Annotated in this window: 14 protein-coding genes and 1 tRNA gene; 5 read left to right on the forward strand and 10 right to left on the reverse strand. The window is 63.4% G+C overall.

Annotated features, from left to right (window positions below; all coding sequences use genetic code 11):
* Nucleotides 1–66 precede the first annotated feature (66 nt).
* Nucleotides 67–152 (forward strand) — tRNA-Leu (locus tag JX552_RS17760).
* Here the strand turns inward: JX552_RS17760 and JX552_RS17765 are convergent.
* The 4 genes from JX552_RS17765 to JX552_RS17780 form a co-directional block, all read right to left on the reverse strand.
* Entirely contained in the window at nucleotides 134–1,780 is a 1,647-nt protein-coding gene (locus JX552_RS17765) for a recombinase family protein (protein ID WP_012394803.1), read from the reverse strand. The genes JX552_RS17760 and JX552_RS17765 overlap by 19 nt on opposite strands.
* Before the next feature lie 186 nt (nucleotides 1,781–1,966).
* Entirely contained in the window at nucleotides 1,967–3,472 is a 1,506-nt protein-coding gene (locus JX552_RS17770) for a replication initiator (RefSeq protein ID WP_012394804.1), read from the reverse strand.
* Nucleotides 3,469–4,902 carry an FtsK/SpoIIIE domain-containing protein gene (locus tag JX552_RS17775; RefSeq protein ID WP_012394805.1) on the reverse strand — a complete coding sequence of 478 codons (1,434 nt, stop codon included), beginning with the start codon at nucleotides 4,900–4,902 and terminating at the stop codon, nucleotides 3,469–3,471. The genes JX552_RS17770 and JX552_RS17775 overlap by 4 nt, the downstream gene beginning before the upstream one ends.
* A gap of 89 nt (nucleotides 4,903–4,991) precedes the next feature.
* Entirely contained in the window at nucleotides 4,992–5,336 is a 345-nt protein-coding gene (locus JX552_RS17780) for an SCO3933 family regulatory protein (RefSeq protein WP_011893911.1), read from the reverse strand.
* Nucleotides 5,337–5,575: 239 nt separating this feature from the next.
* Here JX552_RS17780 and JX552_RS17785 point away from each other — a divergent pair, with 239 nt between their 5' ends.
* Nucleotides 5,576–6,394, forward strand: coding sequence for a hypothetical protein (locus tag JX552_RS17785; RefSeq protein ID WP_012394806.1), 819 nt, complete (start codon nucleotides 5,576–5,578; stop codon nucleotides 6,392–6,394).
* Nucleotides 6,395–6,399: 5 nt separating this feature from the next.
* Nucleotides 6,400–6,867, forward strand: coding sequence for an NUDIX hydrolase (locus JX552_RS17790; protein WP_012394807.1), 468 nt, complete (start codon nucleotides 6,400–6,402; stop codon nucleotides 6,865–6,867).
* 10 nt (nucleotides 6,868–6,877) lie between these two features.
* Here JX552_RS17790 and JX552_RS17795 read toward each other — a convergent pair whose 3' ends face one another.
* On the reverse strand, nucleotides 6,878–7,414 hold the full coding sequence (locus JX552_RS17795; protein ID WP_012394808.1) for an HD domain-containing protein: 537 nt from the start codon (nucleotides 7,412–7,414) through the stop codon (nucleotides 6,878–6,880).
* A gap of 521 nt (nucleotides 7,415–7,935) precedes the next feature.
* On the opposite strand from JX552_RS17795, the gene JX552_RS32455 reads away from it, so the two are divergent.
* Nucleotides 7,936–8,250: a transposase gene (locus JX552_RS32455; RefSeq protein WP_231973737.1), complete on the forward strand. Its 315-nt coding sequence runs from the start codon at nucleotides 7,936–7,938 to the stop codon at nucleotides 8,248–8,250.
* A 136-nt stretch (nucleotides 8,251–8,386) separates the two neighbouring features.
* On the opposite strand, the gene JX552_RS17805 is transcribed toward JX552_RS32455, so the two are convergent.
* The 5 genes from JX552_RS17805 to JX552_RS17825 all read right to left on the reverse strand — a co-directional run bounded on the left by JX552_RS17805 (nucleotide 8,387) and on the right by JX552_RS17825 (nucleotide 14,523).
* Nucleotides 8,387–9,508, reverse strand: a complete 1,122-nt coding sequence (locus JX552_RS17805) for an acyl-CoA dehydrogenase family protein (RefSeq protein WP_016889182.1) — start codon at nucleotides 9,506–9,508, stop codon at nucleotides 8,387–8,389.
* 66 nt (nucleotides 9,509–9,574) lie between these two features.
* The gene (locus JX552_RS17810) at nucleotides 9,575–11,200 is read right to left on the reverse strand and encodes a fatty acid--CoA ligase (protein WP_016889183.1); all 1,626 of its coding nucleotides are present in this window, start codon (nucleotides 11,198–11,200) and stop codon (nucleotides 9,575–9,577) included.
* 14 nt (nucleotides 11,201–11,214) lie between these two features.
* A complete protein-coding gene (locus JX552_RS17815) occupies nucleotides 11,215–11,868 on the reverse strand; it encodes a transglutaminase-like domain-containing protein (RefSeq protein ID WP_012394811.1) in 654 nt (217 codons plus the stop codon).
* Nucleotides 11,865–13,322, reverse strand: coding sequence for a cytochrome P450 (locus JX552_RS17820; RefSeq protein WP_012394812.1), 1,458 nt, complete (start codon nucleotides 13,320–13,322; stop codon nucleotides 11,865–11,867). Before JX552_RS17820 ends, JX552_RS17815 begins: the two co-directional genes overlap by 4 nt.
* Before the next feature lie 115 nt (nucleotides 13,323–13,437).
* Nucleotides 13,438–14,523, reverse strand: a complete 1,086-nt coding sequence (locus JX552_RS17825) for a flavin-containing monooxygenase (RefSeq protein WP_241010605.1) — start codon at nucleotides 14,521–14,523, stop codon at nucleotides 13,438–13,440.
* A gap of 167 nt (nucleotides 14,524–14,690) precedes the next feature.
* Here JX552_RS17825 and istA point away from each other — a divergent pair, with 167 nt between their 5' ends.
* Nucleotides 14,691–16,208 (forward strand): IS21 family transposase, encoded by a 1,518-nt coding sequence (istA, locus tag JX552_RS17830; RefSeq protein ID WP_065137463.1) that lies wholly within the window; start codon nucleotides 14,691–14,693, stop codon nucleotides 16,206–16,208.
* Nucleotides 16,209–16,217: the final 9 nt, after the last annotated feature.

Genomic DNA, 16,217 nt, shown 5'->3' on the forward strand with positions numbered 1-16,217 from the left:
CGAGGCCGATTGGGCCGACGCGACTCGATCCGATAGCCTTAGCTGCCAACTCATGAGGTTGGTCGAGTCCGAGTGGCGGAATGGCAGACGCGCTAGCTTGAGGTGCTAGTGCCCTACTAATGGGCGTGGGGGTTCAAGTCCCCCCTCGGACACGTCCGGCGACACGACTTAAGTCGGCAGTCGCCGTGACTCGCTGAAGATGCGGGTCGTAGTCGAGGCGCAGGCCCAGGCTTGCGTATACCTGAGCGCGTTCCGCCCCGGTTGCCTCACCAAGCACTGCTGACAGCCCGCCCAATTCCTCAACCAACTCGCTGATTTGTGCGGCAGTCATGACGCGAGGTCGCTCCGCTTGCTCAAGACGGACCTTCAGCTCGTCGCGCTCGGCGGTGCGGCGGCGCAATGCAACAGTCAAATCCTCAACGGCCACACCAGACTCCACGGCGGTAACCAGAGCAGCAACCTTCGCATTCGCCTCGCTGAGCTGGCGCCGCAAGGCCGCGTAGCCAGCCCCTGCTACCGGGTCCGCGTCTTGCCCGCGTGCCAAGTCGGCCGGATCGGCCAGGGTGGCGATCCATTCGTCAAGTCGCGCAGTCACCTCATCTTCACGGAGGTAGACGGTGCGCGGGTGATCACTCAGGTCCGCGGGTACCGAACGCGACTTACCGAGCTCACAACGGTAGAGGATGCGTGTTGTTCGCTTCCCGGCGCGGGCAGCGCCCTGCATCCGCCGTCCACATGCGGCACAGAACAGCAGCCCACGCAGTGCATATGGCACTGTTGACTCTCTGCTGCAAACAAGACCGGGACCCCGCCGCGCCTGCATCCGAAGACGAACAGCCTGCGCTAGTTCGTCACGGATCAGCGCTTCATGCGTGCGGCGTTCTGGTGCGATCCAGTCGGCCTCATCACGCCACCGCATACGAGTCTCATACCCCGCAGCGACATCATCGGGGTTGACCAGAACCTCGTATTTCTCCTGCTTGCCCCAAACACGGATACCGCGGTACGCCGGGTTGTCGAGTATCGCGCGGATCGCCGAATGGGACCATCCTCGTGGGTCACGATGCCGATTCCGTGCCGGGTCGTACTGGCTCGGTGACGGTACACCATCGTCGGTGAGCCGTTGCGCGATATAGCGCAGGCCCGCTCCGTCGGCGTACATGCGGTAGATCCGCTCGACGACCGAAGATGTCGCGGGGTCGGGTTCGAGGCGGTGAAGCCGCTGCCCAAGATTGGCCTTGGCAGGGTTTGGATGCGGGCCGGCATCGACGAGCCGGTAACCGTAGGGTGGTCGACCACCGAGATATCTGGCGGTGTCGTGCGCGAGTGCTGACATCGCCGTACGGACGCGCATCTGGATTCGAGCGCGCTCTCCCTTGCTCATGCCGCCGAACAGAGTCATCACCAGGTCGTGTGCCTCGGAGCCGGGATCGACCGCTCCGCCGACCTCGGGTACCCACAGGCCAACTCCGTAGTGCGTGAGGACAGGGAAGGTGAGCGCGAACTGCGGCCCGTAGAACGCACGGGCGGGTTCCCCAATCACTACGGCATCAAAGCTACGGTCCCGACAAGCGACATCAGCAAGCAGACGTGACGCCTCTGGCCTGCGCTTCCACGGCAGTGAACGGCTCTGTCCCACATCGAAGTAGTCGGCGGCGATGAATCCGCCGTGCGGAGTGATCAGGTCCATGGCACGCCGCTTCTGCCAGCTGCGGCTCGCCTCCGGGTCTTGAGCGTCCTCCGTGCTCACTCGGCCATAGAAGGCGAACCTCAGGCTCACGCCACTCCCCTCCCTGATCCAAGCATCCGGTCCCGCACAGCCATTATCACGTGTACCAGCGCGCGGTTGGCCTCGGACGGAAGTCGATATTGGTTGGGCACAACAATTTCAACACCCCCCTCTGACACCGTCGGCGCATCGGGACGAGCGTCACACCCGGAGCGAGCACGTGCTGCTCGGGACCTGTCAGCCATCGCTTCCCCCTGGCGGATCCCATTGTTGATTGCGGGCTTGGCCACGGACTTCGATCAGTCCGATGCGGCGGGTGTGGATGTGTTGGACGGCCGCGGAGTAGATGAGGGTCCGGTCGCCGAGGCTGGTGGGGCCGGCACGATCGAATTCCCATGCCACCAGATCATCGCCATCGGTGGAGTCGAGGCCGAGATCATGTTGGTGCGCAGTGCTTTTTAAACGTTGTTCACGGGTCCAGGCCGCGCGACGTTCGCGCAGCGCGGTCATCGTGGTGGAATAGCGGCGGGATTTGCTGGTGATGTGGCCCCGGTAGCCCAGGGTGTGCAGCCACCGACCGACACCGGCCAGTCCCTTATCGGCGAGTTGGCTGATGGCGGTCAGGATCGCCCGAACGTGGTCGCAGACATCGAGGTCAGCGATGGCCTCGGTGGAGATGCGTCGCGCGCTGATCCCGACGTCAGCTAAGGATTTGGTGACGTATTTCGCGAGGTAGCGAGCTACGCGGCGGCCTGGAAGAACCCCGCCGTGTGGTGAATCCTCCTGCACAGCAGAGCCGTCCGTGCCGGCGTGCCGGTTGTCGATGGGTTGGGTGTCGACTTGTGTGCCGAACCTGATCACCCGTGTCGCTGTATTTGAGGATGAGTCGGTGACCGTCACGGCCACGGTTCGAACGGCCTGTTGGATGATGGTGGCCAGTTCGGTTGCCGCAAGGGGCGCATGCCAGTCATGACCGCCAGAGTCATCGCTGTCGGGCGGGTCGAGGCGGATCAGGGCATGAATGTGCGGGATGAGCCGGGCTTGCAGTTCGACGACTTTGATGAAGCTGACCTGCACCGCATCCGGGTCGGCGCCCGAAGCACGTAGCTCTCGGCGCAGTGTGCGTCGCAGGGTGATGGTGAAGCGTCGCCACAGTTCGGGCAGGTGCCATGTGAACAGGACATGCCCGGTGTAGTCGTAGCAGTCCGCGCAGATCGGCTGTCCCGCATAGATATCACCTTCGCCGTGGGTTGTGCTGCACCACAGTGGTTTTCCATGCGGGCATCGGCGGTAGCCGCCAGTGTGGTGGTGGTCGCGACACACACGCTGCTTCTTGTCGCCTGCACGCGCGGCGGCGTGAACAGGCCCGTAGCTAGGTGCGGTGAGGGTGACGAACACCTGCGGACGATCGGCCACTGCTGCGGGGATGTTGTGGTGGCCGCCGGCGGTGCCAGCGTGCACGAGCTGCCACGTGTCGCGGGCGTACAGGTCTGAGCACGATGGGCATACCTGTGCGCGGCGGTTGTTGCACCGTGTCCACACCACCCGATCGCGGCCTATCTCGTCGGTACCTCTGAGTTGGATGGGGTGGGCGCAGAAGCCAACAGATTCCGCGCGCCGCCACCACGATTCGAACCCCGTCGAGGACGCGCGGCGCACCATCTGATCCACCACCGCATTGGTGTCGATCGAGCCGGGAACCCCGGGCAACACCAGCGTGGGGGCTGTCGTTGCAGTAGTCACCGTTGACCCCGGGCGGTGTCGGTGCGCCCGCTGTTGGACTGGTTGGTTCGGGTCGCGGCACGAGGTGGCCGGAATCGTGCTGCCAGAGTGGCGATGTCGTGGTCGGCGACGTGAAATGCCCGTACCCGCACCGGTTGGGCCGTGCCATCGATCATCATGTAGCCCACACCGGGAGTGGTGTCGGGGATGTGATCGCAGTCGGCCCCCGCGTCGCGGGCGCCCTGGCCCAAAACCATGGTGGTTTGGGTGGCTTCGGTCAACCGCAACCCGATTCGCACGGTAAACAGCTGCCGCACCGGCAGGGTGTCTTTGGCCGGATCTTGCACCGCTGCCACCACCGAAATGCCGACGGCCCGGCCTTGGGAGAGCAGCAGGCCCAACAGCTGTTCAATTTCGCTGCGCACCTTGCGGTCGGTCACATACGCAGTCAGCGCGGCGATCTCATCGATCACCACCACGAATAACGGCTCAGTCGGAGTCGGGGTGTGCATGCGCGTCTTGCCCCGTAACCGATTGGCGCGGGCGTGCATCACCTCCACTAGTTGCCGCAGCAGGTACAGGGTGGTGCCAGTGGCGTCGTGGGTGAACACCGTGAACATGGGTGCTCCGGCGCCCAGTTCCATGCCGCCTTTCGGGTCGATGACGCAGAGCCGCACTTGTCCGGTTTTCACGGCGGGGGCGAGGCCAGCGATCAGTGACCACAACACTGAACCTTTCCCCGCGCCGGTCGCGCCAGCCACGAGCAGGTGGTGGCCAAGCAGAGGTAGGTGCCACCAGTGGCGGGTTTCGGTGATCCCGACCCGCACCGACCCCACATCCACCGCAGTCGCCGTCGTGGGCATGGGCAGGGCAATCGGGTCGGCCAGCACGTCGCCGCGCATCAGGGTGATGCGTAGCTCTCCGGGCGCGGTCGCGCGGATGGCGATCCGGTCGGCACGCCAGGCGGCGGCTAGCGCCTCGGATTGCTTGTGCCAATCAGCCAGGGAGTGGCCGGTGACCACTCGCAGCGCCAGGACGTCGGTCGTCTTGCCGATGCGCACCGACTGCAAGGTCGGCACCAAGGTGCGTTCGCCAAGTGTGGCGGTCAGGCCGTGCAGGGTGCACACCGATTGCCAGGTGCGGGTGTAGCGCGACCAGGTCAACCAGCGCCGCCGCACCGGCTCGGTGACCCATCCGTGAAACGATCGCGGGTCCAGCCACGCCCAGCCCGCATACGCGGCAGCGAAAGCAATACCGATGATCAGACCCGCGCGTGAGCCATGGGTAATGGCCATCGCCACGCTGGCGATGATCGGGATGCTGATGGCCGGGAACAGGACCGCCCACCACAGCAGATACCCGGCCGCTTTGAACAGTGAGAGGATGAGGTCGGTGATCCAGTCGTCGTCGTTGGATTGAGAGTTCTTGCTGTTTTTGTAGTTTGATGCCATGACAGGCGTCCCTCTGGTGAGTGAATGGTCGATAGCAGCTCACGTGCTGGGGCGCGACACCCACGAGCGCCGCGCCCCAGCAAATGGGGTTATTTCTGCGCGCGGGACGCTTGATCGCTCGGCGCAGCCGCGGGGTTGGTGGGGGTGATGGCGTCGGCACGGAACGCCACGCCGCTGCGATCACCTTGAGCCCAAGGGATAGCAACCAGACCCGCGACTGAAACAGGTTGGGTGACTGTCACTTTCGGATCCCCGGCGACGGTGACGTTGAGCACTTCACCACCGGTGTCATCCAACGCCAACAGCTGCGCGGCATACAGTGGCACGCCGGTGGCGGTGTCCACTTTTGGGCTGCCGGTCTCGAAGTTCAGCCGCGGCTCGGCCGCTCGGGTGACGATGAACCGTGTGCCTGATGTGTCGATTCTTAAACGCATTGTCCCGCTGTTCCTTTCGTGATCTGTTTGCGCCCGTTGCGGCGCTGGGCTCAGTTCACGTGGACATCGCGGACGTAGCGAGGGACGTTGGCAGGCATTGCCGACACTGCCGCAGACATTTCGGACACGACAGGGACATGCCCGTGGGCATCGGACGGGCATCACCGCCGCGGGGCGGCGGCAGTCGCATGGCAAACTAGGAACCACGCGCTGAGGATGGACAGGGATGACACGGAAAGATGTGCGCTGAGACGACGGGCGATCAGGACGGCGACGCCGAGGCCGCCACGATCCCCAACGATCGCCTCACCCAACGGCTGCACGCCAAGGGACTCTCCCCACAGAGGTTCGCCACTGCGGTGGGCGTGGATATCAAGACGGTGCGCCGCTGGCTGGCCAACATCGACTACAACGTCCGCGAGGACAACGCCCGCCGCGCCGCTAAGCTGCTTGGCTGCACACCGCACAACCTGTGGCCCAACCAGTATCCTGCCCCTACCGCGAGCGCGCTGGCGACGACGTCGCTGGGTGGTCCGTTCACCGCGACGCTGTATGCCAGCCGCACCCAGCTGCCGATCACGACGTGGCAGCAGCATTTCGGCGACGCCACCACCGGCATCGACATCCTCGTCCTGGCGGCCACGTTCCTGTTTGACACCCTCGACGGCTTCCTCGACATTCTGCTCGACGCCGCCGCCCGCGGTGTGGCGGTGCGGTTTCTCGTCGGGGATCCTGACACTGCCACCACGATCCTGCGCGGCAAGGAGGAAGGCATCGGCGAGGCCGTCATCGCCCGCTGCCGCACGTCCGTGGAGTTGCTCGCCCCGCATGCCGATACCCCGGGGCTGGATATCCGCACCCACGACACCACGCTCTACACGTCGATCTTCCGGGTCGACGACGCCATGATCGTCAACTTCCACATCTACGGCTCACCCGGGCGCAACAACCCCGTGCTTGTGCTGTCGCGCCACCACGAACCACGGCTCTGGGCCACCCTCGAAGACGCTTTCACCCAGGTCTGGGATCGCGCCAGACCGCTCAGCGCGAAAGGCTGAACCCTATGCGAACCGACTACTACAACGACCCCAACGCCCCGCTGCCCAACAGCGTCGTTCCGTCAGCCTCGGCCATCGTCACCGACGAACAGGGTCGTATCCTGCTGATCAAACGCCGCGACAACACCCTGTGGGCGCTACCCGGCGGCGGACACGACATCGGCGAAACGATTGCCGACACCGCCGTCCGGGAAGTCAAAGAGGAAACCGGGCTCGACATTGAAGTCACCGGCCTTGTCGGTGTCTACACCAACCCGCAGCATGTCGTCGCGTTCACCGATGGCGAAGTCCGCCAACAGTTCTCTCTGTCCTTCACCACCAAGGTTCTCGGCGGTACCCTGGCCATCGATCACGAAAGCACCGACATCGCCTGGACCGATCCCGACGACATCCCCAATCTGGACATGCACCCGTCGATGCGACTGCGCATCGAGCACTACCTGCAACACCGCGACAGCCCCTACCTCGGCTAACCGGCTGGGTTTACAGCCAATCGCGTACCCGTCGGACCGCCGCCAACAGTTCGTCGCGCCCCGCGTCGACCGCGCGGTGCACCGGGTCCTCGGGTCCATAGCGGCCCAACACCTCGATCAATCGATCTCGCGGTGATACCGGCGCCCCGTCCGGCCCGGTCGTCAGATCGCAAAAGGTCAACACATCCAGAACATCGCTGGGCGGATCGCTGAACGCCGCTAAACCTGACAAGCCGCGCTCGGCAGCTTCCGCGTGCGCCCCAGTATGGAACGCCACCAGGGAGGCGACCAGCTCCCGAAAACCCGCCGCCCGGGCAAACTCTGCGCCATCGAGCGGATGAAACCCGGTCCGGCGCAACGACGGTGCGTAGCCGATATCGTGCAGCCACGCCGCTGCCACCAAAGAGTCCGCTGTCTGGGCATCGAACCGCCGACTCAGCCGCTCGGCAGTCGTCGCGACACCCCGCACATGCGCCAACCGCCGCAGCTGCCCCACCAGTCGCGTCTCGGCCTCTCGCCGTGCACGCTGCGCCAGCATCCCGCTCACAACCGCCATCCTACGAGTCCCATCGCCATGGCGCAGACCCGCAACTGATGCTCAGCGGAGCCCGGGCCGCCATAGCCCGCGAGGAACCGGCGGCTACCTGCGGGCTTCGCTACACTCCCTCTGCTCCCGTCCGCTGGCGCTCCCGTCCGCGCCGCTCGCTACGCTTCGCCCTCCGTCCGCCGCCACACAAGCTTGCACACGACGACGAGCGCTGTACATCTCAACGGCCACGGCATCCTGGCACCACGACAAGCCAGGACTGTCCTCGCTCCTCGCCGCATCGAGACGCCGCGGGCAGCAGGCGCGACCAACGCCCGCCTGACCGCCGCTGGCCTGCGATGTGAGAACTTTCTTTACTGCTATCAAGTCGATGGCGGCACGTTGCCACCAGCTCGACACCGCAGCCGCCCGACTCGAACGCCACGTCGACACCATCACCGCCACCGCCGCACCCGAGCTACAGCGTCGGGCCCGACACCGCTGCCACGCTGCTGACCGCCCTCGGCGACAACCCCGCTCGGATCGGCAGCGACGCCGCTTTCGCCAAACTCTGCGGGGTCAGCCCACTGGAAGCCTCCAGCGGCAAAACGATCCGCCACCGGCTCAATTGGGGAGGCAATCGCGACGCCAACCGTGCCCTGCACGTCATCCTGGTGGTGCGCATGCGCCGTCACCAGCCCACCCGCGACTACTTCGTTCACCGCCTGGCCGAAGGCAAAACCAAGAACGAGATCATGCGCTGCATCAAGCGTACATCGCCCGCGAGATCTACCACGCCCTCCGCCAACCCAGCAGAAGAACCAACGAACTCATTGCCTGAAGAACTCATTGCCTGAAGATAGGAGCATCTGGTATCAACTCCCGAAGGGCACCCGATCCGCAATGTCCACCCATTTCGTGGCGATATGGCACCTCTGTAGATGCCATCAATCCTCCCAGGTGAGTAATGTGCAGGTGGCTAATCGTTCAGGGTCATAGGGAACGCGAGATGATTTCCTTCATCACCTCATTTGTGCCGGCGTAGATTTTCTGCACGCGCTGGTCCACCCACAATCTCGAGATGGGGTACTCGGTCATGTACCCATATCCGCCGTGGAGCTGCAAACAGTCATCGAGCACCTTCATCGCTCGCTCAGTGGTCCACCATTTCGCCATGGCGACGGTCTGGACGTCGAGTTGGCCCGCGAGGTGTAGGTCGATGCAGTAGTCCAAAAATACTCGTGCGATGCGCGTTTCGGTTGCAGCTTCGGCCAAGATGAATTTCGTGTTCTGGAAGCCGAAGACGGGCCGTCCGAACGCTTCCCGCTCACGGGTGTATTTGAGTGTCTGCTCCACGGCAAGTTCCATCGCCGCGACCGCCCCAACCGCGACGATGAGCCGCTCTTGAGGTAGCTGCGTCATCAGCTGAATGAAACCCTGACCCTCGGTCTCGCCCAGGAGGTGCGAGCGGGGCACTCTTACGTCGTCGAAGAACAACTCGGAGGTGTCTTGTCCGCGTTGGCCGATTTTGTCGAGGACCTTGCCGCGCCGGAATCCGGGTCGATCGGCTTCGGCGACGATCAGCGAGATGCCGGCGGCGCCCTGACTTGGATCTGTCTTGGCGACGACGATGATCAGGTCGGCTTGCTGACCGTTGGTGATGAAGGTCTTTGCGCCGGTGATCACGTACTCGTCACCGTCAAGAATTGCTTTGGTCTTGACACTCTGCAGATCAGAACCGGTCCCTGGCTCCGTCATGGCGATAGCACCGATCATTTCGCCTGAGGCCATCTTGGGCAGCCACTGCCTCCGTAGTTCTTCGGCCGCATACTGGAGGATGTAGTGCGCGACGATTCCGCTGTGCAGCCCTGCGCCCCATGAGCTGTCCCCGACTCGGGCTTGCTCTTCGAGTACGACGGCTTCGTGCGCGAATGTGCCGCCTCCCCCGCCGTATTCTTCGGGTATGGACATGCAGAGCAGGCCTAGTTCGCCGGCTTTGTGCCACAATTCTCGGTCAACTTGGTGCTGGTCTGCGAAACGTTGCGCATGTGGGGCCAATTCGGTCGAGAAGAACTTCGCGGCAAGGTCACGAAGCTCGAGCAATTCGGCGCTCATCCAGGGAGAAATTGATGCTGTCACAGGATTCCCTCTCGGCTGTTCAATATCAATGGGTTTGATTTCTTAGGACGTTTCGATCTGATACTCGCCGGCGGAGTGACGCGCGCGTATGGCCTTCTTGTCGTATTTCCCGACGCTTGTTCGGGGAATCTCAGACACGAAGCTCCACCGCTCCGGGATCCACCACTTGGCGACCTTGTCCAACAGAAACGCGCGCAGTCGGTCGATGTCGACCTCGGCTCCACGGTGAACCACGACCAGGGCGAGCGGTCTTTCCTGCCATTTGTCGTCGGGAACTGCCACCACCGCAGCCTCGTAGATCGCCGGGTGACCAATCAGCGTGTTTTCCAGCTCGACTGAGGAGATCCATTCTCCACCTGACTTGATGACGTCCTTCGCACGATCGGTCAGCGTGAGATACCCGTCCGGGTCGATCCGGCCGACGTCGCCGGTGCGCAGCCACCCTCCGTCGAACTTGTCCGGATCATCGTCGCCGAAGTAGGCGCCGGTGATCCACGGGCCTCGCGCCTGTATTTCACCCGCTGATCGACCGTCCCACGGCACTGTCTTCTTGTGGTCGTCACGCAACCGGATCTCGACACCGCACATCGGCCGACCCTGGCTTTCGCGCATCTCCCACGCACGGGTCTCGCCTACTCCGTGCGCTGCGCGTGCGACGGTAGCCAGCGGCGAGGTTTCGGTCATGCCCCATGCCTGCACGATAGGCACGTTGTACTTGTCTTCGAATGCCCGCATCAGCGAGACGGGGACTGCCGATCCCCCGCAGGCAACCAGCCGAAGTGAGGAGATGTCCCGGGCGGGATTCGATTCCAGGTATCGATCGACATCGTTCCAGATCGTCGGCACTGCACCGGCGATAGTCGGCTGAGTCTCTTCGATGATCGACACCAGCGGCGCGGCTTGCAGATGGCGATCGGGTAATACCAAGTCCGCACCAGACATCAACGCCGCGTAGATCAGTCCCCACGCATTGGCGTGAAACATCGGGACAATGGCCAGGATACGGTCGGCCTCGCTCACTGCCAGGGCGTTCGACGTGCAGGCGGTCAGTGCATGTAGGTAGGTCGAACGGTGGCTGTAGACAACACCTTTGGGATTTCCAGTAGTCCCGCTGGTGTAGCACATGGCCGCGGCGGAACGCTCATCGATCTCGGGCCAATCGAAAGTCTCCGGTTGCTGCGCCAGGATCTCCTCGTAACGCAACACCGTCTTCCCGCATCGCTGCAGCGGAGCGAGGTCGCCGCCCCCGGTGGCGATGACCGTATGCACCGACTCCATCGCTGGTAGCGCACTAGCCAACAATGGCGCAACCGACGCATCCACCAGGATGATCTGATCGCTGGCATGGTTGGCGATGTACGCGAGTTGCTCTGGAGCCAAACGAATGTTGAGGGTGTGCAGCACCGCGCCCATGGAGGGAACCGCGCAGTAGGCCTCGAGATGTTCTTGGTTACTCCACTGAAAAGTGGCCACCCGTTGATCTGCCGTTATTCCGAGCCCGCGCAACGCATTGGCAAGTCGGCCCGCTCGCCCCAGGACGCTACGGTAGGACATACTTCGGTATCCAATTCCGTCGGGGGTGATCACCTCGCTGTTTCCGTGAATGGAGGCGGCATGGCGGACAATTGCCGAGATTGTGAGCTGGACGTCTTGCATCGTGCTGTGCATTACGCATCGGCCCTTCAGGCGAACAGGTCTGGATGGCGACTCGCATCGCCTATGAGCGTCCCGTAGTGGGTTCTGAGCGCTTGCAGGATCTCTGCCAGCGGTAGATCGTCGAAGGCGCCTCGATCCCTCAGATATTCCATGTGTTGTGTGCCGTCACCGGCGAACCCGTGCAGCAGGGCGTCTGTGCGCCCGTCGAAATCAATTGGCGGGACGCCGAACCGTGCGCATAGCTCGCGATTGAACGCCGGAGTTGCCTTGACCCAGACACCGCAGAGATGCATGAGGCTGTATCCGTGGTAGACGAAGACGTCGGTACCGCCCATCCGCTCACGCAATGTCTCGGTCTGAAGGTGGTTTCGGACATCGGCGAACCCCAGCCGCGCTGGGATGCCTGCTGCTCGGCAGGCCGCCGTCAAGAGCACCGCCTTCGGGACGCAGTAAGCGCGGTCTGCAGTTGCGATGGTGCTGGCGCGATACGCATGCGGGTCATCGGTCACGGTGTAGGGGTCATACCAAATCGAGTCGCGGACCGCAGTGAAGATGGCTATGGCCTTCGTGGTGTCGTCGACCGCGCCGCGGGTCGCCGATGCAACGAAGTCGCGTACCGATTCATGTTGCCAATCGAGGAACTCCGTGGGCTCCAGGTAAGGCGAGTTCTCACCGCTCATCGGTGCCGCAACGTCACAGGCAGTCCGTCCACGGGAATGGGCAGCGAGGTGTTGTCCCAACGCACGTGATAGTCGTTTGGGACCGTCCAAGTGTAGGTACGCAACATCTGGTGCAGGATTGCCTTCACCTCGAGTGTGCCGAACTGCATCCCAATGCATTTGTGCGCCCCCCCGCCGAACGGCACCCAGGCGAATCGGTGCTGTTGGTCCTCGCGCCGGGGCTCATCGAAGCGCGACGGATCGAAACGGTCCGGGTCGCTCCATATTCTGCGGTCGAAGTGATTTACGGCGGGTGTGATTGCGCACAAGGTTTCACGGGGGATGTGATAGCCGTCGATGGCGACATCGCGGACGGTCTTGCGCATCACCAGCGGAACGGGCGCCAGCAGACGCAGAGCTTCTTTGAGGATCAGATCGAGGACCGTCATCCGCTCCAGTTCGTCGATATCTGGCGAATCGTGACCGAAGGACCGCGCCTCCGCCGCTGCCTTCTCCTGCCACTCAGGATGTTTAGCGAGGAAGTAGGTGACAGCAGTGGTGGTGATCGTGGAGGTGTCATGGGCGGCCATCATGAGAAAGATCATGTGGTTGATCACATCCTCGTCGGAGAACCGTTCACCGTCTTCTGTGGTCGCCTGGCAGAGGGCGGCGAATAGATCGTCGGTCTCGCCTGCACGCGCGGCCGGCAGGTGTCGGGAGAAGTAGTCCTCCAACACGCGCCGCCCATGCACGCCGGCGCGGAACCTGGTGCCCGGGAGTGGAACTCGCACAAAGGAACTCGCCGCGCGAACAGTGGACACGAACGCCTCGTTGACAGCAGCGCTCTCGTCCTTGCCGCGGCCACCCATGAAGACATCCGTGGCAATATCGAGGGTGAGATTCTTCAACAACGGGTAGATCCGGACCGACGGACCGGTCGGCCACGCGGGCACGGCTGCGCGAACGCACGGGGCCACCTGCCCGACATATCCGGTCAGGCGAGGACGCGTGAACGCCTCCTGCATGATGCGCCGGTGCATCAAATGTTCGTCGAAGCTCATGAGCATCAACCCGCGATGGAAGAAAGCATCGATCAGGAAGGACCAGCCATCTTGAGAAAAGGCCTTGGCTTCGCTTGTGAACGCCTCACGCGTTGCGTCTGGACCGGCGATGACCACCATTTTGGTACCGAATGCGCCCATCCACGACACCGAGCCCAAACGTTCGTAACGCTCCCGACTGAATTCTGAACCAAATCGGATGTAGTCGACAGTGTGCCCCAGCAACGGGAGTCCAGCGTCCCCTAGGACGGCTCTCAGCCCAGATCCGGCGGGGGCCGGCGCAAGTTCCCGGACTCTCCAGTCCCGACTCCACTGTCGCCATTTGTCATCGACGACGCGGGGGGCGGGCGCCAACAGGACAGACGTCAACCGCTCCTTGGGGTGACGCGTGATTGCGAGAAGCTGATTAGCCACGATGCCTCCTGGGCGCTCTGCTGCACGGGTATCTGGTAATAGTTTACATAGATGTGCTGAATGTCAATATTCGAACAGTTAACAGTGAAATGTTAGACACCGCCTGCGACCCGGATCATCTGCGCAGCCTCGCGCGGTTCTCACTCGGGCCGTCTAACTGAAGGCGTTCAACGTGCCTGAATAGATAATCGTGACTGCGTGGTTTGCGGGTGAGGATCCGGTAGGCAAATGTAGGCCCAGGCCAGTTCGTCGGGATCGCGCCACTCGAGGTCGTGTACCAGCTCGCGCAAAGCGCCCACACCGACCTTCGCAGCCGCCGGCTCAATCGTGTGTTGTAGCTTTGCTCGATGTCTGGCCTGACGTCGACCGTACGCCCTGGGTCACTCGCCAAAATCTTGATGAGGGCACCGACATAGCGGACCTGAGACTCGATCATGTAAATGATCGACCCGGAACCGACATTCGTGTTCGGGCCATAGAGGAGAAAGAGATTCGGGAACATCGGGACTGTAATGCCCAGGTATGCGTGCGCCTGCGTCCCCCACACCTCGTCCAGAGTCACTCCGCCCCAGCCGCGAACACGCATCGGGGCGAGGAAGTCGGTAGCGCGGAAACCTGTTCCGTAAATGACGACATCCGCGCGATGGAGTACGCCATCGTCGGTCACGACTCCCTTGTCGCAAAGCTTCGCAACCGCGTTGGTCACCAACGAGACTTCACCGTTGGCAATCGCGGGGTAGTAATCATTCGAGAACAACACCCGCTTGCACCCCGGCGCATCTGATGGCGTGAGTTGCCGGCGCAGCATTGGATCGGCAACCTGCCGATGGAGGTGGTAGCGGGCGACCGCGCCGAGAATGCGTGACAAGGGCTTCGCGTCGACCAACGTCACTGCGAGCACTTCAAAAATCAGCCATACCGCGAAACGCTCAAGACGCAGCCACAGCGGCAGAACCTTAATCAGCTGTTGGTGAAGACGTCCGTACCTGCTGTCCCACTTCGGCAAAATCCAAGGCGCCGTGCGCTGATACAGCGTTACGCGCTGTGCCTCGTGTGCGATCCGTGGCACAAACTGTATCGCGCTTGCGCCTGTCCCGATGACGGCTACTTCCTTGCCGCGCAGCGATACCGAATGGTCCCAACGCGCCGAATTGTCGGCGGACATGAAAAACTGCCCACTGGCGGACATGAAAGTGCCCATTCGCGGCCAATAAGAACTGCCCACCGGCGGACACGAAAGTGCCCGCAGGCGGCCATGAATCTGCCCAGACCTACTTGATGCCGTTCGGCGCGTCAGCGCCGTTGCGGCCTCTCCTGCGGTTTCGATGTCGATGCCTAGTCGACCCGACAACCCCAGGAGAGACCTACTTGAAGTCTGACGGAGAACTCATGGAAATACTCAATGCCTACGACCTGACCGGCTCCTACCGCGCCGCGGCCGAGCTGTGCGGGTGCTCGCACCACACCGTGAAGAAAGCGGTCGAAGACCGCGACGCCGGCCTGCCGCCGGCCACGCGGCGGGCCCGAATGATCGACGACTGGCGCGACCTGCTGGAAACCTGGGTGGCTGATTCGAAGGGCAAGATCCGCGGCGACAAAGCCCACGACAAGTTGGTGGCGTTGGGCTACACCGGTACCGACCGCACTACCCGCCGCGCGCTGGCGGAGATCAAAGCGCAATGGCGACTGGGCAATACACGCGTGCACCGGCCCTGGATTACCGAACCCGGACTATGGCTACAGTACGACTTCGCCGACGGCCCCCTTGTCGCCGGCCGCAAGATCGTGCTTCTCGTGGCCTGGCTGGCCTGGAGCCGCTATCGGGTGGTGATCGCGTTGCGCGACCGCACTGCGCCCAGTGTGTTCGCCGGCCTGGACCGGATCTTCCGCGTCATCGGCGGTGCTCCGACCTACCTGCTCACCGACAACGAGAAGACCGTCACAACTGGACACATCGCTGGAGTTCCGGTCCGCAACCGCGCCGCGGTCACCTTCGGCCGCTACTACGGCATTTCGGTGCTGACGTGTGAACCCGCCGACCCAGCCACCAAGGGTGGAGTGGAGAACGCGGTGAAACTCGCCAAAGCCGACATCGTCCCTACCCAGACCAACCTGCTGCCGCAGTACGACTCGTTCGCCGACGTCGAAGCCGCATGCGCCGGGTTCACCACCGAGATCAACGCCCGCGTGCACCGAATCACGGGACGCCGGCCGGCCGAGATGCTCACTCAGGAACGCCCGGCCCTGCACGCGGTCCCTGACCTGCCCCACACCGCCGCGTTGGGGGTGACCCGCCGGGTTCCCGACAACACCCCGATGGTCACCTTCGACCACTGCCAATACTCGCTGCCCGCAATCCTTCTGGGCCAGACAGTGTGGATCCGCGACCACGACAGCACCGATGAGGTGGTGATCTGCGCCCTTGATGACGGCGGCCCAGTGGAGGTGGCCCGGCACCGCCGCGCCACCCCCGGTAGCCCCGCCATCAACGATGACCACTTCCCTGAGCATCGGGACAGGGTGCCCGGTGATTACCGGGTGCGGGCCCGCACCGTCAGTGAGCAGACGTTCCTGGCGCTGGGGCCGGGTGCGGCGGTGTGGCTCAAAGAAGCCGCCGCCGTCGGCACCGAACGAATCCTGCAGAAGATGGCCCACGCGGTCGAACTATCCGCGCTGGCCGGCCGCGCCGATGTCGACTGGGCGCTCGGTCATGCCGCCGTGCACGGCCGCTTTGCCACCGGCGACCTCGATTCCATCCTCGCCAGCAAGGGCATGGACCCCACCCGCCGCGGCGCCGACGAAGACACCTCCCTGGCGCAAGGCACCAGCGGGTGGAACTTGTTCGGGCGCACCGTTATCGACGCTGACGAGGCAGGCATCGCGTGACCACCACCA

The organism is Mycobacterium gordonae (genome assembly GCF_017086405.1).
In the GTDB taxonomy this organism is placed as follows: domain Bacteria; phylum Actinomycetota; class Actinomycetes; order Mycobacteriales; family Mycobacteriaceae; genus Mycobacterium; species Mycobacterium gordonae_D.

Bases quoted from the DNA above. Each gene is read 5' to 3' on its own strand.
- JX552_RS17775 (WP_012394805.1), bottom strand. From the start codon at position 4,902: ATGGCATCAAACTACAAAAACAGCAAGAACTCTCAATCCAACGACGAC.
- JX552_RS17780 (WP_011893911.1), bottom strand. From the start codon at position 5,336: ATGCGTTTAAGAATCGACACATCAGGCACACGGTTCATCGTCACCCGA.
- JX552_RS17785 (WP_012394806.1), top strand. From the start codon at position 5,576: ATGTGCGCTGAGACGACGGGCGATCAGGACGGCGACGCCGAGGCCGCC.
- JX552_RS17790 (WP_012394807.1), top strand. From the start codon at position 6,400: ATGCGAACCGACTACTACAACGACCCCAACGCCCCGCTGCCCAACAGC.
- JX552_RS17805 (WP_016889182.1), bottom strand. From the start codon at position 9,508: ATGAGCGCCGAATTGCTCGAGCTTCGTGACCTTGCCGCGAAGTTCTTC.
- JX552_RS17810 (WP_016889183.1), bottom strand. From the start codon at position 11,200: ATGCACAGCACGATGCAAGACGTCCAGCTCACAATCTCGGCAATTGTC.
- JX552_RS17815 (WP_012394811.1), bottom strand. From the start codon at position 11,868: ATGAGCGGTGAGAACTCGCCTTACCTGGAGCCCACGGAGTTCCTCGAT.
- JX552_RS17825 (WP_241010605.1), bottom strand. From the start codon at position 14,523: ATGGGCACTTTCATGTCCGCCAGTGGGCAGTTTTTCATGTCCGCCGAC.